This window comes from Streptomyces sp. E-08, assembly GCF_049913095.1.
Classification (GTDB): Bacteria; Actinomycetota; Actinomycetes; order Streptomycetales; family Streptomycetaceae; genus Streptomyces.
Map to the genome: position 1 here is coordinate 3,006,030 of NZ_CP183971.1, position 20,900 is coordinate 3,026,929.

Here is a 20,900-nt window from a genome sequence, read left to right on the forward strand (position 1 = left end):
GGGGTTAGCGATGGCGAGAGTCAACCGCTCACGTACTCTTGAGGGGTTAGTTCCTCGAGGAGGGTGCCCGCCATGACCGCCATCGACCCCCGGCCACTCACCGGCGAGCCCGTCTCCCTGGACCTGCTGAACACCCGCTGGAACCTGGAGGGCGTCCGCCAGGACCTGCTGACGGACGTCGAGGGGCTCGCCGTCTGGCTCGCCGCCAACGGCCTGGACGGACGGTTCGCCGCCGACGCGGCCACCCTGCGGCACACCCTCGCCGCCCGGGACGCGCTCGCCGCACTCGTCGACCGGCCCGGCGACCCCGCCGCCACCGCGCGCGTGGACGCCGTGCTCGGCCACGGCCGCATCCGGGCCACGCTCACCACCGAAGGCCCCGGCGAGGAGGCCGAGTTCGCCGATCCCACCCGGGGCCCCGGCTGGACCGCCGCCCGCGACTACCTCGACCTGCTGCGCACGGCGCCCGACCGGATCCGGGCCTGCGCCCACGAGGCGTGCATCCTGCACTTCTTCGACACCTCGCGGAACGGCACCCGCCGCTGGTGCTCGATGGCGGTCTGCGGCAACCGCGCCAAGGCCTCCCGCCACTACGCCCGCACGAAGGAGAGCTGAGCTCCCGAGAGGGGCGACTCACCCCCGTCCAGGCGGATTCGTCCCGCCTGGCGGGTCCACGGCGCTGGCGGGTTTACGCCGCGGCGGCAATCCGACCCCGGGCAACTCTCCACAAACCCCTGTGACTTGCGAAAGGCTGAGCGGTCATCCGGCATCAGTATCCGGACACCCTCCTTTCACAAACAGGGATGTAGATGACCACCCCCGAAACTCGGAGCTCCATACCCGGAAGCGCGACGCACGGGCCCAGACGCGCGGCCCGCATCGCCGCCGCCGCAGGACTCGTCGCCGCGCTCGTCGCGACCGGTGCCGCGCCCGTGCTCGCCGCCGAAGCGCCGGCGAGCACCCCCCGGTCAAGTCCTCGGACCCCGCCGACAAGCTCGGCGCCATCGACGCCCAGCGGCTCACCGAGGCCCAGGCGAGCGGCGAGAAGAACGTCACCGTTCTCGTCGCCACCGCCCCCGGCGCCACCGAGCAGGTCGCGGCGCAGCTCGACGCCGTCACCGGCGCCTCCGTCGGCAAGCAGCAGGACGCGCTCGGCTACGTCCGCGCCACGCTGCCGACGGCCAAGGCCGCCGCCGCCATCAAGGCCGCCACCCAGCTCTCCTCCGTCCAGTCCGTCGACCTCCAGGCGGAGATCCCGCTGGACGACCCGACGCCGGACGCGGGCGCCACGACGGGTGCCGTCGCCGGCACCACCGTCACCCGGACCTACCCGGCCCCGGGCAAGGACACCCCGGCGAAGAACCCGTACAACCCCTCGTACGAGACGGGCGCGGTCGACTTCGTCAAGGAGCACCCGAAGGCCGACGGCCGCGGCGTGACCATCGGCATCCTGGACTCCGGCGTCGACCTCGGTCACCCGGCCCTGCAGAAGACCTCCACCGGCGAGCGCAAGATCGTCGACTGGGTCACCGCCACCGATCCGCTGACCGAGGGCGACGGCACCTGGCGCGCCCAGGTCACCCCGGTCACCGGCCCGGTCTTCACCGCCTCCACGCAGAGCTGGAAGGCCCCGGCGGGCTCGTACCAGTTCAGCCGCTTCACCGAGGCGGTCACCGCGGGCGGCGACCCGAAGGGCGACATCAACCGGGACGGCGACACCACCGACGTCTTCGGCATGCTGTACGACCCGGCCGCCGGAACCGTCCGCGTGGACACCGACCAGAACAACGACTTCACGGACAACGCGCCGATGAAGCCGTACAAGGACGGGTACCAGGTCGGCTACTTCGGCACCGACAACCCGGCCACCGAGGTCGTCGAGAAGACCCCGTTCGTCGTGGAGATCCGCAAGGACGTCGCGATGGACCCGCTCGGCGGGACCTGGGTCGGCCAGAAGCGCGACTTCGTCAACGTCGGTCTCGTCGAGTCCTCGCACGGCACGCACGTCGCCGGCATCACCGCCGCCCACAGCCTCTTCGGCGGCAGGATGAACGGCGCCGCGCCCGGCGCGAAGATCGTCTCCGCGCGCGCGTGCACCTGGTCCGGCGGCTGCACCAACACCGCCCTGACCGAGGGCATGACGGACCTCGTCGTCAACCGCGGCGTCGACATCGTCAACATGTCGATCGGCGGGCTGCCGCAGCAGAACGACGGCGACAACGTCCGCTCGCGCCTCTACACCCGCCTGATCGACCAGTACGGCGTCCAGCTGGTCATCTCGGCCGGCAACGAGGGCCCCGGCATCAACACGATCGGCGACCCCGGTCTGGCCGACAAGGTCCTCTCGGTCGGCGCGGCCGTCTCCCGGGACACCTGGGCCGCCAACTACGGATCGGCCGTCGAGAAGAAGTACGCCATGTTCCCCTTCTCCTCGCGCGGCCCGCGTGAGGACGGCGGCTTCACCCCGACGATCACCGCCCCCGGCTCGGCCGTGAACACCATCCCGACCTGGCAGCCGGGCGCCGGCGTCGCCGAGGCGGGCTACACCCTGCCCGCCGGCTACGGCATGCTCAACGGCACCTCGATGTCCTCGCCGCAGGCGGCGGGCGCGAGCGCGCTGCTGATCTCGGCCGCGAAGCAGAAGGGCATCGCGCTCTCCCCGCTCACCCTGCGGACCGCGCTGACCTCGACCGCGAAGCGCATCCCCGGTGTCGCGGCGCACGAGCAGGGCTCGGGCCTCATGGACATCGAGGAGGCCTGGGAGTCGATCAAGGACGGTGCCACCGCCCACGACTACAAGGTCGAGGCCCCGGTCGACACCGTGATCTTCCCGGCCCCGCACACCGGCACCGGCGTGTACGACCGCGAGGGCGGCCTCAAGGTCGGCCAGAAGCGGGTCTACGACGTCACCATCACGCGCACGAGCGGCCCGAACCGGCCGATCGAGCACGAGCTGGACCTCAAGTACAACGACGGCACCTTCCGCATCCTCGGCGACGACGAGATCGACCTGCCGCTGAACAAGCCGGTCACCGTCAAGCTCCAGGCCCGCGCCGCCACCGCCGGCGCGCACAGCGTCATCCTGGAGGCCGACGACGAGCGCACCGAGGGCGTCGACAAGCAGATCCTCGCCACCTCGATCGTCTCCAGTGACCTGGTCGGCCCGGGCTACGGCTTCTCGGCCACCGGCTCGGTGCAGCGCAACAGCAGCACCTCCTACTTCGTCACCGTGCCCGAGGGCGCCAAGACGCTGGAGGTCGCGCTCGGTGGTCTGAAGGAGAAGAGCCAGACCCGGTTCATCTCCATCCACCCGGTCGGCGTGGGCATGGAGGACAGCGCCACCACCATGTGCTACCCGCACTACAACCCGGCCAACACCTGCCGGCCGGACCTGCGGTCCTACGCGAACCCGACGCCCGGCGTCTGGGAGATCGAGGTCGAGGCCCGTCGCACGTCGCCGGACCTGGACAACCCGTACAAGCTGAACGTCACCGCCCTCGGCGTCGACTTCGACCCGGCCGTCCAGACGGTCCCGGAGGCGAAGATCGGCACCCCGGCCGCCGTCCAGTGGCAGGTCGCCAACCGCTTCGCGGGCATCACGGGCACCCTCAAGGGCGGCTCGCTCGGCTCGCAGAAGAGCGAGACGCCGACCATCCAGCACCACGAGCAGCAGACGAAGACCGTCACCATCGGTGAGGGCGTGGAGCGGCTTGACATCGGCATCGGCAACACCTCCGACAAGGCCGCCGACCTCGACCTCACCGTCCTCCTGGACGGCAAGCAGGTCGGCCAGTCGGCGGACGGCGACTCGGAGGAGTCCGTCTCCCTCGCGAACCCGGCCGCGGGCACGTACACCGTCGTCATCGACGGCTACTCGGTCGGTGCCGCGGGCGGCACCACGTACGACTACAAGGACGTGTACTACTCGTCCGCGCTCGGCACCGTGAAGGTCGACGCCTCGAAGCCGGTCGTCCTGGCGAACGGCGCCTCCGCCCCGGTGGCGGCCGAGGTCCTCGTCGCCGGCGCGGCCCCCGAGGGACGCCAGTTCTTCGGCGAGGTCCAGCTGCTCAACGCGCGCGGCACCGTCGCGGGCACCGGCAGCGTCCTGATCGGCTCGGTCACCCCGTAGCACCACGCAGGTGAAGGGGCGGGTGCCGGAACCGGCACCCGCCCCTTTCACGTCCCGACACTCGTCCCGACCTGTGGACAATGGATTGGACAAGGCGCCCCGGGACATACGCATCATGGACCGGCAGCACCCTGCACATACGTACGGAGGAGTCCCCGTGAAGGTCGGAATCGTCGGAGCCACCGGTCAGGTCGGCACAGTCATGCGAAGCATCCTGGCCGAGCGCGAGTTCCCGCTCGACGAGCTGCGGCTCTTCGCCTCCGCCCGTTCCGCCGGGACCGTCCTGGACGGCGTCACGGTCGAGGACGCCTCCACCGCCGACTACACCGGCCTCGACATCGTGCTCTTCTCCGCCGGTGGCGCCACCTCCAAGGCCCTCGCCGAGAAGGTCGCCTCGCAGGGCGCCGTCGTGATCGACAACTCCTCCGCCTGGCGCCGCGACCCCGAGGTCCCGCTGGTGGTCTCCGAGGTCAACCCGCACGCGATCAAGGACCGCCCCAAGGGCATCATCGCCAACCCGAACTGCACCACGATGGCCGCCATGCCGGTCCTCAAGCCCCTCCACCAGGAGGCCGGCCTCACCGCGCTGATCGCCACCACCTACCAGGCCGTCTCCGGCTCGGGCGTGGCCGGTGTCGCCGAGCTGCGCGATCAGGCGTGTGCCGTGGCCGAGACCGCCGACCAGCTGGCCTTCGACGGCGAGGCCGTCGAGTTCCCCGAGCCCGCCGTCTACAAGCGTCCGATCGCGTTCAACGTGGTCCCGCTGGCCGGTTCGATCGTCGACGACGGCTCCTTCGAGACCGACGAGGAGCAGAAGCTCCGCAACGAGTCCCGCAAGATCCTGGAGATCCCGGAGCTCAAGGTCTCCGGCACCTGCGTCCGCGTCCCGGTCTTCTCCGGCCACTCCCTCCAGGTGAACGTGCGCTTCGAGCGCCCGATCAGCGTCGAGCGCGCCTACGAGCTCCTGAAGGACGCCGAGGGCGTCGTGCTCTCCGAGATCCCGACCCCGCTCCAGGCGGCCGGCAAGGACGCCTCCTACGTGGGCCGCATCCGCGTGGACGAGACCGTCGACAACGGCCTCGCGCTCTTCCTCTCCAACGACAACCTGCGCAAGGGCGCGGCGCTGAACGCCGTGCAGATCGCGGAGCTCGTCGCGGCCGAGCTCAAGGGCTAGTCACGATCCGAGAGGGGCGGCTTCCCGTTGCGGGGAGCCGCCCCTCCGGCGTGCCCGGCCGTGCCAGAGTTCCCCCATGAACCGGATACCCACGGGCGCCGGCGTCCCGGTGCCCCCGCAGGCCCTTCACGTCGCGGTCGGCTGGCGCACCGGGCACGGCGTGCCCGACGTGGACGTCTCCGCGCTGCTCCTCGGGGCCGGGGAGCGGGTGCGGGGCGACGCCGATCTGGTCTTCTACAACCACGCCGAGCACCCCTCCGGGGCCGTCCGGCACCTGGGGAGGTCGGCCCCCGGCGCGCCCGGCAGCCCGGCCGCGGACTGGCTGTGGCTGGACCTCGCGCGCGTGGAGCCGGACGTCGGACGTCTGGTGATCGCCGCCTCCGTGGACGGGGGCGCCTTCGGGCAGGTGCCCGGGCTCGGCGTGCGGGTCGCGGACGGGGCCGGGAACCCGGTGGCGTACCGCGCGATCGGGGGCGCGACGGCGGAGACCGCCTTCGTGTGCGGGGAGTTCCACCGGTGGGACGGCGGCTGGCTCTTCCGCGCGGACGGCCGGGGGTACACCTCGGGTCTCGCCGGGCTCGCGACGGACTTCGGCATCGTGGTGGAGTCGCCGCCGCCGCCGATCCCGGGCCCCGGCTACGTCCCGCCGCTTCCGCCCCCGGCGCCCGCCGCGCCGCCCGTGCCGGTGTCCGACCCGTACGGCGGGGAGTTCCGGTCCTCCGTCCACCAGGGGCGCGGCAAGGAGACGGTGCACTGCGACCCGGGTCTTCCGGCGGGTCACTGGGTGCTCCTGGAGATCGAGTCGTACCACTCGCTCTCCACCACGATCGAGTCCTGCGACGCGTACGGGCGGGCCGAGGACTACCTCCTCACGGCGTACGAGGACGACGTACGCGCGCGTACGGTCGCCCTCGTCCCGCGCGCCCGCCCGCTGACCCTGCGGGTGGAGGCCGAGACGCCCTGGACGCTGCGGGTGCTGCCGCTGTCCCACGCGCGCCGTTTCGACAGCCACGCGGAGGGCCTCGCGCACGATCTGGTGATCTACGAGGGGCCGGCCGGGGTGCTGGACTTCGCGCACCACGGGGAGTCGAACTTCACCGTCCATCAGCACACCCCGCCGCTGGACCCGCTCTACGACGACGAGGAGCAGGACCTGCTGGTCAACGAGATCGGCGAGGTCCGGGTGAGCGTTCCGGTGCCGGGGCCGGGGCTGTTGCGGATCAGCGGGGACGGGCCGTGGAAATGTTCCGTGCGCCGCTGAGCCGGCCCGTGGAAGGATGGCCCAAACGTCACGAAACCGAGGAGTTGACCGGGTGCCTGGGACCAACCTGACCCGTGAAGAGGCTCAGCAGCGGGCGGCGCTGCTGACCGTGGACGCGTACGAGGTCGACCTCGACCTCACCGGTGCGCAGGAGGGCGGCACCTACCGGTCCGTCACCACCGTCCGCTTCGATTCCGCCGAGGCCGGCGCCGAGACCTTCATCGATCTCGTCGCCCCCGCCGTCCACGAGGTCGTGCTCAACGGCCGCTCGCTCGACGTCGCCGCCGTCTTCCGCGACTCGCGGATCGCGCTGGACCGGCTGGTCCAGGGGCGCAACGAGCTGAGGGTCGTCGCCGACTGCGCGTACACCAACACCGGTGAGGGCCTGCACCGCTTCGTCGACCCGGTCGACGACCAGGCCTATCTGTACACCCAGTTCGAGGTGCCGGACGCGCGGCGGGTCTTCGCCTCGTTCGAGCAGCCCGACCTGAAGGCGACCTTCCAGTTCACCGTGAAGGCGCCGAGCGGCTGGTCGGTGATCTCGAACTCGCCGACGCCGAAGCCCGAGAACGACGTGTGGGTCTTCGAGCCGACCCCGCGCATCTCCACGTACATCACGGCCCTGATCGTCGGCCCGTACCACTCGGTGCACTCGACGTACGAGAAGGACGGCCAGGTCGTCCCGCTGGGCATCTACTGCCGTCCGTCGCTGGCCGAGTTCTTGGACGCGGACCACATCTTCGACGTGACCCGCCAGGGCTTCGACTGGTTCCAGGAGAAGTTCGCGTACGACTACCCCTTCGCCAAGTACGACCAGCTGTTCGTACCGGAGTTCAACGCGGGCGCGATGGAGAACGCGGGCGCGGTCACCATCCGCGACCAGTACGTCTTCCGCTCGAAGGTGACGGACGCGGCGTACGAGCGGCGCGCCGAGACCATCCTCCACGAGCTCGCCCACATGTGGTTCGGCGACCTCGTCACCATGGAGTGGTGGAACGACCTGTGGCTGAACGAGTCGTTCGCCACCTACACCTCGGTCGCCTGCCAGGCCTCGGTGTCCGGCACCCGCTGGCCGAACGCCTGGACCACCTTCGCCAACGCGGAGAAGACCTGGGCCTACCGCCAGGACCAGCTGCCGTCGACGCACCCGATCATGGCCGAGATCAACGACCTGGAGGACGTGCTCGTCAACTTCGACGGCATCACGTACGCCAAGGGCGCCTCGGTCCTGAAGCAGCTCGTGGCGTACGTCGGCCAGGACGAGTTCTTCAAGGGCGTCCAGGCGTACTTCCAGGCGCACGCCTTCGGCAACACCCGTCTGTCCGACCTGCTCGGCGCCCTGGAGGAGACCTCCGGCCGCGACCTGAAGACCTGGTCGAAGGCGTGGCTGGAGACGGCCGGCATCAACATCCTCCGCCCGGAGATCGAGACCGACGAGAACGGCTCGATCACCTCGTTCGCCGTCAGGCAGGAGGCCCCGGCCCTGCCCGCCGGCGCCAAGGGCGAGGCCGTGCTGCGCCCGCACCGCATCGCGATCGGCTTCTACGACCTGGACGGCGGCAAGCTGGTCCGCACCCACCGCCTGGAGCTGGACATCGCGGCGGCCGGGCTGACCCCCGTGCCGGAGCTGGTCGGCAGGTCGCGCCCGGCGGTCGTCCTCCTCAACGACGACGACCTGTCGTACGCGAAGGTCCGCCTCGACGAGGTGTCCCTGAAGAACGTCACCGCGCACCTCGGCGACTTCGCCGAGTCCCTGCCGCGCGCCCTGTGCTGGGCCTCGGCCTGGGACATGACCCGCGACGGCGAGCTGGCCACCCGCGACTACCTGGACCTGGTGCTCTCGGGCATCGCCAAGGAGTCCGACATCGGCGTGGTGCAGTCGCTCCAGGGCCAGGTGAAGGCGGCCCTCGACCTGTACGCGGCGCCGGAGTGGCGCGCGACGGGCCTGGCCCGCTGGGGGACCTTCGCCCAGGAGCAGCTGCGCGCGGCCGAGGGCGGCGGCGACCACCAGCTGGCGTGGGCGCGGGCGTTCTCGGCGACGGCCCGCGAGGACGCGGAGCTCGACGTGCTCGCCGGGCTGCTCGACGGCTCCGAGGTCATCGAGGGCCTCGCCGTCGACACCGAGCTGCGCTGGGCGTTCGTGCAGCGCCTCGCGGCCACCGGCCGGATCGACGAGGCGGAGATCGCCGCCGAGCTGGAGCGCGACCGTACGGCGGCGGGCGAGCGGCACGCGGCGACCGCACGCGCGGCCCGTCCGACCGAGGCGGCGAAGGCGGAGGCCTGGGCCTCGGTCGTCGAGGACGACAAGCTGGCGAACGCGGTGCAGGAGGCCGTCATCGGCGGCTTCGTCCAGGCCGACCAGCGCGAGCTGCTCGCCCCGTACACCGCGAAGTACTTCGCGTCGATCAAGGGCGTCTCGGAGACCCGCAGCCACGAGATGATCCAGCAGATCGTGGTCGGTCTCTACCCGGCGCACCAGGTCTCGCAGGAGACGCTGGACGCGACGGACGCGTGGATCGCCGAGCACGACCCGGTCCCGGCGCTGCGGCGCATGGTGACGGAGTCCCGTGCGGGCGTCGAGCGCGCCCTGCGGGCGCGGGCGGCGGACGCGGCGGCCGCGAAGTAGTCCGTACCGGGTGAACGACGAAGGGGCGCCCTCCCCCACGGAGGCGCCCCTTCGCCGTGCTTGGAGTCCGCCCGGCGGGCGGGCGTCGGCGCGCGGCCGCGCCGCCGGGCGGAAGCGTTTCCCTAGCCGCCCAGGCGGGCGTACCGGGCGCGCAGGTCGGCCGCGCCCTGCTCCGTGAGCGCGCCGTGGATGCGCATCCGGGCGACGCCGCCGTCGGGGAAGGCGTCGAGCCGGACGTGGGTGACGACGGCCTGCGCGGGCAGCTTGAAGCGGTGCAGGGTGTCGGGCTGGAGGCGGGTGCGCGGGATGATCTCGAACCACTCGCCCGACTCGCCGTTGCGGCCCTGGAGCGCGATCCAGCCGGCCGAGTTGCCCTTGAGGTAGGCGGTGTCGATCTCGACGGCGCGGACGGCGCCCTGGGCGGCGAGCTTGAAGCGGACCCAGTCGTTGGTGTCGCGGACCCGGCGGCGGCGGTTCTCCCAGCCGTCGTCCATCTTGCGGGAGGTGCCGGGCAGGATGATCTGGGTCGGCGAGGAGTAGAACTTGTCCGAGGCGTCCTCGTAGGAGCCGCCGTTGAGCACGGCGATCAGGTCGAGGGTGCCGAGGAGCTCCAGCCACTCGGGGTCGGGCACGACCTCGCCGTGGACGCGGAGCCGGGCGACGCCGCCGTCGGGGTGCTGGCAGAGCCGTACGTGGGTGAAGCGGCGCTCGGCGTCGACGGTGAAGCCGTTGGCGGCGTGGCCGCGGACGGGGGTCTGCGGGACGAGCTCCTCCCACTTCGCGTCGAGGAGCTCGGCGGGGCTGGGCGAGCCCTCGACGGCGGTGGCCTGGATGCTGACCTTCTGCGGGTAGTTGCCGCGGAAGTGGGCGGTGTCGACGATGATCCCGCGGATCACGCCGGGGGCGCCGAGGCGGACGATCGCCCAGTCGTGGTCCTCGGGGGCGGGGAAGACGTTCTCGGCGTCGGCGCCACGGCGGCGGCGGGTCTCCCAGCCGTCCATGATCTTGCCCTTGTGGCCGAAGTGCTCCGGGTCGAAGACGGCGCGCTCGCGGACGAGGAGGTTCTCGCGCTCGGCGAAGAACTCGTCGTTGGCGGCGACGACCCCGGCGCCGAGGCGGCGGTCGGCGAGGTCGACGAGCTCGGTGAAGGGGAAGTCACCGGTGCGGTAGTCGGCGTACGGGTCCCCGCCGGAGTAGGGGGCGGCGTCGTTGGCGTGCGGGTCCTGGTTCGCGTCGAGGCTGCTCATGGCGTCGACTCTCCCGCGCCGCCCGCCCCACGGTCCATCGAATGTTTTCGACGATGCCGTTCAGTTCTGCTGAACGGTTTCCCGGGCTGCCGCCGCCTGCCGGAGCGCGGCGAGCACCCGGGCCACCGCCGGACCCTCCTCCGCCCCGCTCCGTACCGCCGCGACGACGTGGCGGCGCGGCTGGTCGGCGGAGAGGACCCGCATGACGACCCCGCTGCCGCCCCGGCGGTCCGCGGAGGCCATGCGGGGCACGAGCGCGATCCCGAGGCCGGCCTCGACCATGGCGAGGATCGCGGTCCAGCCGGAGGCGCTGTGGGCCTGCTCGGGCACGAAGCCGGCGGCCTCGCAGGCGGCGGTGGTGATCTCGGACCAGGGCCCCGAGCCGCCGAAGATCCAGGGCTCGGCGGCGAGGTCGGCGAGCCGCAGGCCGGGGGCGTCGGCGAGCGGGTGGCCGGCGGGCAGGGCGACGTCGAGGGGGTCGGCGAGCAGCGGCACCCGGCTGTACTTGGGGTCGCGCGCGGACGGCGCGTGGGCGGCGAGCGAAAGGGCGAGGTCGACCTCGCCGGCGGTGAGCAGCTCGTACGCCTCCGCCGCCTCGGCCTCCCGGATCCGGACGTCGAGCCCGGGGTGGGCGGTGCGCAGGTGGCGCACGGCGGGCACGAGCAGCGCGGGCACGGACGTGGAGAAGGCCGCCACCCGGACCTGGCCCGCCTCGCCCCGCAGGTAGCCGTCGAGTTCGGCGTCGGCGCGCTCCAGCTGTGCGAAGACCACCTCGGCGTGGCGCAGCACCAGGTGGGCGGCGTCGGTGAGGCGGACCCGGCGGCCCTGGGCCTCCAGGAGCCGCACCCCGAGCTGCTTGGCGAGGTTGGTGAGCTGCTGCGAGACGGCCGAGGGGGTCATGAGCAGCGCCTCCGCGGTCGCGGTGACGGTGCCGCGGTCGCGGAGGGTGCGGAGGATCTGGAGCTTCTTGATGTCCCACTCGGTCATGGGGCGCAACATATCCGGCCCCGGCTACCCGGCCGAGCTCAGCGCCACCCCGCCGAGGATGAGGACCATGCTCGCGCCGCCGAGGAGGCCGAGCTGTTCGCCGAGGAGGGCGTACGAGAGGAGGGCGACGCAGACGGGCTGGAGGTAGTAGACGATCCCGGCGCGGGCCGCGCCGATCAGGGTGACGGCCTTGTTCCAGGCGAAGAAGGCGACGGCGGAGGAGAGGACGCCGACGTAGACGAGGGGGCCGACGGTGCCGGTGGTGGGCTCGAAGCCGCCCTGGACGGCGAGGCTGATCCCGTACGCGGGGAGGAGCATGAGCGCGCCGAGGGCGAAGGTGGTGAAGAGGAAGGCGAGGCCGCCGAGTTCGGCGGGGCGGCGCTTGAGCAGCGCGCTGTAGGAGGCGAAGCAGACGGCCGCGGCCATGACCCAGAGGTCGCCGACGGCGAGGTCCGGGGCGAGGGAGCCCTTGCTGACGAGGAGCAGGACCCCGGCGCAGGCGATGAGCATGCCGGTGGTGCGGCGCGGCCCGAGGCGGTTGCCGCCGAGGCGTGCGAAGAGGGCCATCAGGACCGGCGAGGCGGCCATGATCATGCCCATGTTTCCGGCGGAGGTGGCGGTCCCTGCCTGGTTGACCAGGGTGTTGTAGACGGTGATGCCGAGCAGCGAGGCGAGGGCGAGGAAGCGGAGGTGGCGGCGGATCAGGTGCCGCTGCCGCCAGGTCTCGCGGGCGGCGAGCGGGGCCACGGCGACGAGGGCGACGATCCAGCGCCAGAAGGCGGCCTGGACCGGGGGGACGGTGTCGTGGAGGGCGCGAGCGACGACGAAGCTGCCGGACCAGACGACGGTGGCGACGAGGGCGAGAAGCACGCCGAGGCCGGCGCCCTTGACGGGTGCCGGCCTCTCGGTGGTGGCGGTGGTTCTGTCGGTGGCGGTCGGGTTCCGGGCGGTGATCAGCTTCATGTCCGTTACCGTCGCACCTCCGAAACCTCCAGGTCCATCGAAACTTCCTGACCGTTCTTTTCAGCTGCGCTGAACGATTCGGCCTCGGGGGCCTGGGTCTGGGGGGTCTTGGCGGTACGGGGGCTCAGCTGGCCCGCCAGGGTGGCGCCGAAGGCGACCAGCATGCCCAGGACCTGCACCGTGCCGAGGGCCTGACCGAGCGCCACCCAGCCGATGACGGCCGCGGTGATCGGGGAGAGCGGGCCGAGGAGGGTGGCCGAGGAGGCGCTCATCCGCTCGATGCCGCGGAACCAGAGGAAGTACGAGATGGCGGTGTTGCCGAAGGCGAGGTAGGCGTAGCCGGCCAGGTTGGCGCCGGTCAGGACCGGCGGGGCGCCCTCGATCAGGAAGGCGATGGGCAGGATGACCAGGCCGCCCGCGGTGAGCTGCCAGCCGGTGAGCGCGAGGGCGCCGACGCCCTCGGGGCGACCCCAGCGCTTGGTGAAGACGATGCCGGCGGACATCGAGAGGGAGGAAAGCAGTCCGGCGACCACGCCGATCGTGTCGAACGCGGCCCCGGCCTTGAGGACGACGAGGCTGACGCCGAAGGCGGCGGTGACCGCGGTGAGCAGGCTCTTCACCGTGGGCTTCTCGCCGAGGAAGAGGGCCGCGAGGCCGACGACGAAGAGCGGGCCGACGGAGCCGACGACCGCGGCGACGCCGCCGGGCAGCCGGTAGGCGGCGAGGAAGAGCAGCGGGAAGAACGCGCCGATGTTGAGCGCCCCGAGGACCGCGGACTTCCACCACCAGGCGCCCTGCGGGAGCTTGCGGGTGAGGGCGAGGAGGGCGAGGCCTGCGGGGAGGGCGCGCATCAGGCCGGTGAAGAGCGGCCGGTCGGCCGGCAGGAACTCGGTGGTGACGAAGTAGGTGGAGCCCCAGGAGATCGGGGCGAGGGCGGTCAGCGCGACGACTGCGGCCTTGCGGGACATGACGGTTCCCCCTGCTGCGATGGGCCGGACCGGCGGGCGCCGACTGGCTTCGTGGTGATTAACTTACCACTAAGCTACTTCTTCGCAAGAGGCTTCTTGGTAAGTGACTTCCTCGTAACTGACTTTCTTGCGATCGAGGACCGGAGGAGGGAACACTGAGGACATGAACACGCAGACCCCCGGCCACGACGCCGTCGACGCCATCACCGACCAGTGGGCGGCCGTCCGCCCCGACCTGGACACCGTCCCCATGGCGGTGTTCGGACGGATCTACCGCCTCGCCAACGCCATGCGCGGCAGGGTGGACAAGGCGTACGCGCCCTTCGGCATGGCGCTCGGGGAGTTCGACGTGCTCGCGACGCTGCGCAGGTCAGGAGAGCCGTACACGCTCTCGCCGCGCGAGCTGACCGCCACGCTGATGATCACCACCGGCGGCATGACCGGTCGGCTGGACAAGCTGGAGAAGGCCGGGCTGCTCACCCGCAGCCCCGACCCGAACGACCGGCGCGGACTGCGCGTCACCCTCAGCGAGCGCGGCAGGGAACTGGTGGACCAGGCCGTCGGGGCCGGTCTCGGGGAACAGCGGGCCGCCCTGGAGTCCGCGCTCACCCCGGAGGAGGCGGACCAGCTGGCCGGGCTGCTGCGCAAGCTGCTCGCGACCACCGTCTGAAACGGTCCCGACGCACGCGAGGGCGCCGCGCGGTACCTCGTACCGTGCGGCGCCCTCGGCGGAGACCTGTGAGGCGGTTACGCCTTCTTGGACTTGTCGAGCACCATCACCAGACCGGCGATCACCGCGAACAGCACCAGCGGCGCCGCCACGAACAGGCCGAGGGTCTCGACGACACTCAGCTTGGGGGCCGGGTCGTCACCGTCGTCGCGGGTGAGCGCGAGCGCGGGGGACGACATGAGCAGCATCATCAGCGTCGTACCGGCCGCGATCGAGCCGGCGCGCAGAGCGTTCTTCTTGTCCACGGAGCAAACGTAGCGAACACCTAATCGGGCCGCGCGCCCGGGGGTGCCGAACGGGCGTTCTCCGCTTCCGTACGGGCCCGCAGCTCGCGCAGCAGGGCGTGCGCCCGGGGCGAGGCGGCGAGCTGCTCCAGGGTCAGCGGCTGGCCGTCCCGACCCGCGAGCGGCAGCCGCCAGTTGGGGTACTCGTCCCAGGTGCCCGGCAGGTTCTGCGGTCTCCGGTCCCCCACCGCGTCCGGCAGCCAGGCGCCCACCATCCGGGCCGGGGTGGCGAGCAGGAACCGGTGGACGGCCCTGATCTCGGCCTCCTCGTCCCCCGGCCCCTCCGGAAGCAGGCCCTTCCGCTCGAACAGGTCCAGCCACTCGGCGGTCTCCGCCGTGTCCGCCGCGCGCTCCCGCTCCAGGTCGCCGGCGAGCAGCCCGAGCCGGTGCCGCAGGGCGACGTGCTCGCCCGAGAGCCGGGCGGCCGTGGAGGGCAGGTCGTGGGTGGTGGCCGTGGCCACGCACTCCGCGCGCCACTCCCCCGCCGGCAGCGGCCGGCCGGTGCCCGCCCAGTCCCGCTCGAACCAGAGCACGGAGGTCCCGAACACCCCCCGCCGGGCGAGCTCCTCCCGTACGCCCGGCTCGACCGTGCCGAGGTCCTCGCCGATGACGAGGGCGCCGGCCCGGTGGGCCTCCAGGACGAGGACCGCGAGCATCGCCTCGGCGTCGTACCGGACGTACGTGCCCTCGGTGGGCTCGCGGCCCTCCGGCACCCACCACAGGCGGAACAGGCCCATCACGTGGTCGATGCGCAGCGCGCCCGCGTGGCGGAGGAGTTCGCGCAGGAGTCCCCGGTACGGGGCGTAGCCGGTGGCGGCGAGGGCGTCGGGCCGCCAGGGCGGCAGTCCCCAGTCCTGGCCCCGGGAGTTGAAGGCGTCGGGCGGGGCGCCGACCGACATGCCGGCGGCGAAGGCCTCCTGCCGGGCCCAGGCGTCCGAGCCCTCGGGGTGGACGCCGACCGCCAGGTCGTGGACGATCCCGACCGCCATGCCGGCCTCGCGGGCGGCCCCGGCGGCGGCGGCGAGCTGCCGGTCCGTCAGCCAGGCCAGCCGGCAGTGGAAGTCGACCCGGGCGGCCAGGGCGGGATCGTCGCGCACGGCGGTCTCCGCCCCGCGCGGGGTGCGCAGCTCCTCGGGCCAGCTCCGCCAGTGGGGCCCGTGGCGCTCGGCGAGGGCCTGGTAGGTGGCGTGGTCCTCCAGGGCGCGGCCCCGCTCGGCGAGGAAGTCGTGGAACTCGGCGCGGCGGCCGGGTCCGGGCTCGACGGCGCCGAGCACCAGCTCCAGGGCCCGCCGCTTGACCTCCCACACGGCGTCCCGGTCGATAAGGGCGCCCTTGCCGAGGACCCGTTCGCGCAGTTCGGCCGCCTCGGCGAGGATCCGGTCGAGCTCCTCGCGGCGCTCGGGTCCGAGGAGGGCGTACTCGGGGATCTCCTCGATCCGCAGGTGGACGGGGTCCGGGAAGCGGCGCGAGGACGGGCGGTACGGGGAGGGGTCGCCCGGCGCGCCGGGCACGCCCGCGTGGAGCGGGTTGACCTGGACGAACCCGGCGCCGTGCGTGCGGCCCGCCCAGGTGACGAGCTCCCTCAGGTCGCCGAGGTCGCCCATGCCCCAGGAGCGGGTGGAGAGCAGCGAGTACAGCTGGACGAGCAGCCCGTACGCGCGCCGCCCGGGGCCGGGCACGCGCGCGGGGCTCACGATCAGGGTGCCGGTGGCCGCGCGCCCGTCGGGGGCCTCGGCCTCCACGGTGTGGACGCCGAGCGGCAGCTCCGACCAGTCCTGGCCGGTGACGACGGCCCCGTCCTCGGTGGTGACCCGGAGGCGGGTGCCGGGCGGCAGGCCCTCCGGCGGGCGGACCGGTCCGTCGCCGTGGTGGTGGACCAGGGTCGGGGGCAGCAGGCGCTCCCGGTCGGCCCGTTCGGCCGCGTCGAGTGCCGCGACGACCGCCTCCGGGGTGGCCGCGTCGATGCCCAGGGCTGCGAGGACGGCCACCACGGTGGCGTCCGGCACGGGCACCGTGACGCCTTCCGAGGGGCTGTGGGCGGTGGCGACGCCGTGACGGGCGGCGAGACGGGCCAGGGTCACTTCACACTCCGGGGGACTCCGGGCCGCCCGCGCTGCCGGGGGCGGTGGGTTCGCTGGTCAGGGGGGCCGCCACGGCCAGGGGCGGCTCGCTGGTGAGGGGCGACGCGTCGGGCAGGGGCGGCTCGCTGGTCAGCGGCTCACCGGCCGGCGCCGACTGCTGGGGAATGCGTATCCGTCCGAGGTGAGGGGCGGTCGTGGTCACGGGGATCTCCCGGTTCGTATCGACAAGGTGGTACCTGAGCAACGACAGAGCCCTACCCACCCCACCTCGTTTTACCGGCGGAACGCGGCGAAGTGACGTCACCTCGCCGACGGCTCGCCGGGCAAAGCCGACACATCGGCCACGTGCATTGACACCCCCGTGCGACGGGTGGTGGGCTCGTGACCCGATCGTGACCAACCGGCGGAGCCGCCGGCCCCGGCCGAAGGGAGACCCCGTGCACCTCGGGCGCAGGAACCGCACCGCGACGGCCGTGGCCGCCGCCGTCATCGGCGGCCTGCTCGGCGGCGCGGTGCCGGGCTCGGCGCAGGCCGTCCCGACGGCTCCCGCGACCCCGGCGGCACCCACGGCCCCGGCCACTCCCACGGCTCCGGCGGCTCCGTCCTCGCCGTCCTCTCCGTCCGCTCCCGCGCCCCCGACCACGTCACGGGCGGACTCCCCCGACACCGCGCGCGTGCCCGCCGTCTGGCCCCGGCCGCAGTCCCTGAACGCCGCCGGGCCCTCCGTACGCCTCGGGGACGAGGTGACGCTCCTCGCGGACGCCGACGCGGATCCGTACGCCCTCGCCGCCCTGCGCGAGGTGCTGCGGGCCGCCGGGGTACGGACCGTCCACACCGCGCTGCCGGGCCGGGGCCCGGTCCTGCGGGCGGCCGGGCCCACCGGCGAGAGCGACACCGAAGGCACCGGCACCGGCTCTCGCGCCGAAGAGGCGCTGACCGCCCTGCGCGTGCCCGAGCGCCTCGATCTGCCCCGCGGCGGCTACCGGCTCGCGACGGGCCGCTTCCAGGGCCGGGACACCGTCGTCCTGGACGGGGTCGGCGAGGACGGCCTGTTCCACGCCGTCCAGACGCTGCGTCAGCTCCTCGGCACCGGCCGCGAGGTCCCCGGCGTCGTCGTCCGCGACTGGCCCGGCACGGTCGAGCGCGGCGTCACGGAGGGCTTCTACGGCCGCCCCTGGACCCGGGAACAGCGGCTCGCCCAGCTGGACTTCCTGGGCCGGACCAAGCAGAACCTCTATCTGTACGCGCCCGGCGACGACCCGTACCGCCAGGCACAGTGGCGCGAGCCCTACCCGGCCGCGCAGCGGGACGAGTTCCGGGCGCTCGCCGAGCGGGCCCGCGCCAACCACGTGACGCTCGGCTGGGCCGTGGCGCCCGCCCAGTCCATGTGCCTGTCCTCGGCCCGCGACGTGGCGGCGCTCACGGGCAAGCTGGACGCGATGCGGGAGCTCGGGGTGCGCTCCTTCCAGCTGCAGTTCCAGGACTCCTCGTACGACGAGTGGCACTGCGACAAGGACGCCGACGTCTTCGGGCGCGGACCGGAGGCCGCGGCCACCGCCCACGCGCGCGTGGCGAACGCCGTCGCCCGGCACCTCGCCGAGCGGCACCCGGACGCCGAACCGCTGACGGTGATGCCGACGGAGTACTACCAGGACGGCACGAGCGCGTACCGCACGGCGCTCGCCGAGGCCCTCGACACGGGCGTCCGGGTGGCCTGGACGGGCGTCGGCGTCGTCCCGCGCACGATCACCGGCGGCGAACTGGCGGGGACGCGCGAGGCCCTGGGCGGCCACCCGCTGGTCACCATGGACAACTACCCGGTCAACGACTACGCGCAGGACCGGCTGTTCCTCGGCCCCGCGACCGGCCGGGAGCCGGCCGTGGCCGCCGGTTCCGCCGCCTACCTCGCGCACGCCATGGAACAGTCCGCGGCCTCCCGCGTCCCGCTCTTCACCGCCGCCGACTACGCCTGGAACCCGAGGGGCTACCGGCCCCGCGAGTCGTGGCAGGCGGCCGTGGACGACCTCGCGGGCCCGGACCCCGCCGCCCGCGGGGCGCTGCGCGCGCTCGCCGGGAACGGCTCCTCGTCGATCCTCGACCCGGCCGGCGAATCGGCCTACCTGAAGCCGCTCCTCGCGGCGTTCTGGGCGTCCCGCACGAGCACCGGCACATCCGGGCGGGAGAGGGCGGCGCGCGAGCTGCGGGCCGCGTTCACCGTGATGCGCCGGGCCCCCGAACGGCTCACGGCCACGGCCGGCGGCACCCTCGACGACGAGACGGGCCCCTGGCTCGAGCAGCTCTCCCGGTACGGCCGGGCGGGCGAGACGGCGGTCGACATGCTCCTCGCGCAGGCCCGCGGCGACGGCGCCGCGGCCTGGCGGGCACAGCTGGACCTGGAGGGGCAGCGCAAGGTCCTGGGGACGAGCCGGGTCACGGTCGGCTCCGGGGTCCTCGATCCGTTCCTCACGCGCGCGGTGAAGGAGTCGGCCGCCTGGACCGGCGCCGACCGGACCCCGGCGGCACCGGCCGACCGCGCCCCCGGCTCGTACACCGTGCGGCTCGACCGGGCGCGGTCCGTGGAGGCGCTGACGGTCATGACCGCGCCGGACACGGCGGGAGACGCGCGCGTGGAGGCGTACGTTCCCGGCGAGGGCTGGCGGCCGCTCGGCCCGCTGTCGGCGTCCGGGTGGACGCAGACCGAGCTGAAGGGGCTGCGGGCGGAGGCGCTGCGGGTGGTGTGGAGCGGCGACGGCCCGGCGCCCGGGGTGCGCTCGCTCGTGCCGTGGTTCGCGGACGGGCCGCGCGCCGGTCTCGATCTGGCCAGGACCGAGACGGACGCGGAGATCGGCGGCCCGGCGCAGCGGGTGGACGTGGAGCTGACAGGCCGGCGCGCGGGCGAGGTGCGCGGGGCGCTGACGGCGAAGGCGCCGAAGGGGATCGTGGTGCGGCTGCCGGAGCAGGCCGTGGTGGAGCGCGGCGCGCGGACGAGCGTCCCTCTGGAGGTGTCGGTGGCGGCGGGCGTGCCGGCCGGTTCGTACCGGGTGCCGGTGTCGTTCGCGGGCGAGGAGCGGGTCCTGACGGTGCGGGCCTTCCCCCGGACGGCGGGCCCGGACCTGGCGCGGTCGGCGACGGCCTCCTCCTCGGGCGACGAGACGCCGGACTTCCCGGCCGCCTCGGCGGTGGACGGCGACCCGGCGACCCGCTGGTCGTCCCCGGCGGAGGACGGCGCCTGGTGGCAGCTGGAGCTGCCCGAGCCGGCCCGGATAGGGCAGGTGGTGCTGCACTGGCAGGACGCGTACGCCTCCCGCTACCGGGTGCAGGTCTCCGCCGACGGGCGGGTCTGGCGGACGGCGGCGACCGTCGCGGACGGCCGGGGCGGCCGGGAGTCGGTCCGGATGGACGCGGCGGACACCCGTTTCCTACGGGTCCAGGGGGAGACGCGGGCGACCCGCTTCGGCTACTCGCTCTGGTCGGTGGAGACGTACGCGGTGGCCCCGCAGAAGAAGCCCGGGGCACCGGCGGAGGACACGCCCGCACCGGGCACGGCGGCAGAGGGCGCACCCGCGGAGGGCGCACCGGCCGAGGGCACGCCCGCGGAGGACACGCCGGAGGAGCGGCCCGCCCCCTGAGGGGCGCGCCGCTCCGACCGGAGGCCTCCGCGTACGCGAAAGGCCCGGCTCAACCCGTCGTCAGCGCCCTCACGGGGGTGTCTGCGACGGAGTCGATCCGGGCCATGACGTCCTCGGCGCCGTACGGCTCCAGGTACGGCAGCCAGCGGGGGTCCCGGTGTCCGGTCCCGATGATCCGCCAGGCCAGGCCGGTCGGCGGGGCGGGTTGGTGCCGCAGCCGCCAGCCCAGCTCGCGCAGGTGCCGGTCGGCCTTGACGTGGTTGCAGCGACGGCAGGCCGCCACCACGTTCTCCCAGGCGTGCGTGCCCCCGCGGCTGCGCGGGACGACGTGGTCGACGCTGGTCGCGACGCCCCCGCAGTACGCGCAGCGCCCGCCGTCGCGCGCGAAGAGCGCCCTGCGGGTCAGGGGAACGGGCCCCCGGTAGGGGACCCGCACGAAGCGCTTCAGTCGCACCACACTGGGAGCGGGGAGGACTTGGGTCTCGCTGTGCAGGAAGGCGCCGGACTCCTCGAGAAGGAGAGCCTTGTTCTCCAGTACGAGGACGAGTGCGCGGCGGAGCGGTACGACGCCGAGCGGCTCGTACGACGCGTTGAGGACCAGGACATGCGGCACGGATGCCTCCTATGACGCCGGCGGCGCGTGGCTCGCGCCGGGACGAACTGCTCTCAGTCTCTCCTCATGCCTGGTCGCGGCGCCACCACGTACCGGAATCGGGGTGACGGCCCCGGGGGTGTTCTCGACCACATCGGCATCTCTCCCCGGTATGTGCCCAGGTGAGGTCCGTCTCTCCCTCGAACACGGCTACGGGACCACGTCCGAC

Annotated in this window: 14 protein-coding genes and 1 pseudogene; 7 read left to right on the top strand and 8 right to left on the bottom strand. The window is 73.4% G+C overall.

Features of this window, described 5'->3' with window-relative positions; all coding sequences use genetic code 11:
* The first annotated feature begins 72 nt into the window (after positions 1–72).
* The 5 genes and pseudogenes from ACN9MM_RS13715 to pepN all read left to right on the top strand — a co-directional run bounded on the left by ACN9MM_RS13715 (position 73) and on the right by pepN (position 9,190).
* On the top strand, positions 73–615 hold the full coding sequence (locus ACN9MM_RS13715) for a CGNR zinc finger domain-containing protein (protein ID WP_426363882.1): 543 nt from the start codon (positions 73–75) through the stop codon (positions 613–615).
* Between the two features lie 194 nt (positions 616–809).
* A pseudogene (locus ACN9MM_RS13720) lies at positions 810–4,129 on the top strand (S8 family serine peptidase).
* Positions 4,130–4,286: 157 nt separating this feature from the next.
* Positions 4,287–5,303 carry an aspartate-semialdehyde dehydrogenase gene (locus ACN9MM_RS13725; protein WP_426363883.1) on the top strand — a complete coding sequence of 339 codons (1,017 nt, stop codon included), beginning with the start codon at positions 4,287–4,289 and terminating at the stop codon, positions 5,301–5,303.
* Positions 5,304–5,379: 76 nt separating this feature from the next.
* On the top strand, positions 5,380–6,564 hold the full coding sequence (locus ACN9MM_RS13730; RefSeq protein ID WP_426363884.1) for a TerD family protein: 1,185 nt from the start codon (positions 5,380–5,382) through the stop codon (positions 6,562–6,564).
* Between the two features lie 52 nt (positions 6,565–6,616).
* Positions 6,617–9,190 carry an aminopeptidase N gene (gene pepN, locus ACN9MM_RS13735; RefSeq protein WP_426363885.1) on the top strand — a complete coding sequence of 858 codons (2,574 nt, stop codon included), beginning with the start codon at positions 6,617–6,619 and terminating at the stop codon, positions 9,188–9,190.
* Between the two features lie 122 nt (positions 9,191–9,312).
* Here the strand turns inward: pepN and alc are convergent, their stop codons facing one another.
* The 4 genes from alc to ACN9MM_RS13755 are packed head-to-tail and all read right to left on the bottom strand — an operon-like array spanning position 9,313 to position 13,355.
* On the bottom strand, positions 9,313–10,437 hold the full coding sequence (gene alc / locus ACN9MM_RS13740) for an allantoicase (protein ID WP_426363886.1): 1,125 nt from the start codon (positions 10,435–10,437) through the stop codon (positions 9,313–9,315).
* A 60-nt stretch (positions 10,438–10,497) separates the two neighbouring features.
* Positions 10,498–11,424 carry a LysR family transcriptional regulator gene (locus tag ACN9MM_RS13745; RefSeq protein WP_382855869.1) on the bottom strand — a complete coding sequence of 309 codons (927 nt, stop codon included), beginning with the start codon at positions 11,422–11,424 and terminating at the stop codon, positions 10,498–10,500.
* Positions 11,425–11,448: 24 nt separating this feature from the next.
* On the bottom strand, positions 11,449–12,387 hold the full coding sequence (locus tag ACN9MM_RS13750) for a DMT family transporter (RefSeq protein WP_426363887.1): 939 nt from the start codon (positions 12,385–12,387) through the stop codon (positions 11,449–11,451).
* Positions 12,388–12,392: 5 nt separating this feature from the next.
* Positions 12,393–13,355, bottom strand: a complete 963-nt coding sequence (locus tag ACN9MM_RS13755; protein WP_426363888.1) for an EamA family transporter — start codon at positions 13,353–13,355, stop codon at positions 12,393–12,395.
* A 163-nt stretch (positions 13,356–13,518) separates the two neighbouring features.
* On the opposite strand from ACN9MM_RS13755, the gene ACN9MM_RS13760 reads away from it, so the two are divergent.
* Positions 13,519–14,025 carry a MarR family winged helix-turn-helix transcriptional regulator gene (locus ACN9MM_RS13760; protein WP_426363889.1) on the top strand — a complete coding sequence of 169 codons (507 nt, stop codon included), beginning with the start codon at positions 13,519–13,521 and terminating at the stop codon, positions 14,023–14,025.
* Positions 14,026–14,102: 77 nt separating this feature from the next.
* Here the strand turns inward: ACN9MM_RS13760 and ACN9MM_RS13765 are convergent, their stop codons facing one another.
* The 3 genes from ACN9MM_RS13765 to ACN9MM_RS13775 are packed head-to-tail and all read right to left on the bottom strand — an operon-like array spanning position 14,103 to position 16,652.
* Positions 14,103–14,330: a hypothetical protein gene (locus tag ACN9MM_RS13765; RefSeq protein WP_426363890.1), complete on the bottom strand. Its 228-nt coding sequence runs from the start codon at positions 14,328–14,330 to the stop codon at positions 14,103–14,105.
* A 20-nt stretch (positions 14,331–14,350) separates the two neighbouring features.
* A complete protein-coding gene (gene malQ, locus ACN9MM_RS13770; RefSeq protein ID WP_426363891.1) occupies positions 14,351–16,450 on the bottom strand; it encodes a 4-alpha-glucanotransferase in 2,100 nt (699 codons plus the stop codon).
* A 1-nt stretch (position 16,451) separates the two neighbouring features.
* Positions 16,452–16,652, bottom strand: a complete 201-nt coding sequence (locus ACN9MM_RS13775) for a hypothetical protein (RefSeq protein WP_352017939.1) — start codon at positions 16,650–16,652, stop codon at positions 16,452–16,454.
* 235 nt (positions 16,653–16,887) lie between these two features.
* Between ACN9MM_RS13775 and ACN9MM_RS13780 the strand changes: the two genes are divergently transcribed.
* Positions 16,888–20,079 carry a beta-N-acetylglucosaminidase domain-containing protein gene (locus ACN9MM_RS13780; RefSeq protein WP_426363892.1) on the top strand — a complete coding sequence of 1,064 codons (3,192 nt, stop codon included), beginning with the start codon at positions 16,888–16,890 and terminating at the stop codon, positions 20,077–20,079.
* Between the two features lie 49 nt (positions 20,080–20,128).
* Here ACN9MM_RS13780 and ACN9MM_RS13785 read toward each other — a convergent pair whose 3' ends face one another.
* Positions 20,129–20,692: an HNH endonuclease gene (locus ACN9MM_RS13785; protein ID WP_382855847.1), complete on the bottom strand. Its 564-nt coding sequence runs from the start codon at positions 20,690–20,692 to the stop codon at positions 20,129–20,131.
* Between the last annotated feature and the right edge of the window lie 208 nt (positions 20,693–20,900).

Excerpts from the sequence above, each read along its gene's own strand:
- ACN9MM_RS13760 (WP_426363889.1), top strand. The coding sequence starts at position 13,519 with ATGAACACGCAGACCCCCGGCCACGACGCCGTCGACGCCATCACCGAC.
- ACN9MM_RS13745 (WP_382855869.1), bottom strand. The coding sequence starts at position 11,424 with ATGACCGAGTGGGACATCAAGAAGCTCCAGATCCTCCGCACCCTCCGC.
- ACN9MM_RS13715 (WP_426363882.1), top strand. The coding sequence starts at position 73 with ATGACCGCCATCGACCCCCGGCCACTCACCGGCGAGCCCGTCTCCCTG.
- ACN9MM_RS13730 (WP_426363884.1), top strand. The coding sequence starts at position 5,380 with ATGAACCGGATACCCACGGGCGCCGGCGTCCCGGTGCCCCCGCAGGCC.
- ACN9MM_RS13750 (WP_426363887.1), bottom strand. The coding sequence starts at position 12,387 with ATGAAGCTGATCACCGCCCGGAACCCGACCGCCACCGACAGAACCACC.
- ACN9MM_RS13755 (WP_426363888.1), bottom strand. The coding sequence starts at position 13,355 with ATGTCCCGCAAGGCCGCAGTCGTCGCGCTGACCGCCCTCGCCCCGATC.
- alc (WP_426363886.1), bottom strand. The coding sequence starts at position 10,437 with ATGAGCAGCCTCGACGCGAACCAGGACCCGCACGCCAACGACGCCGCC.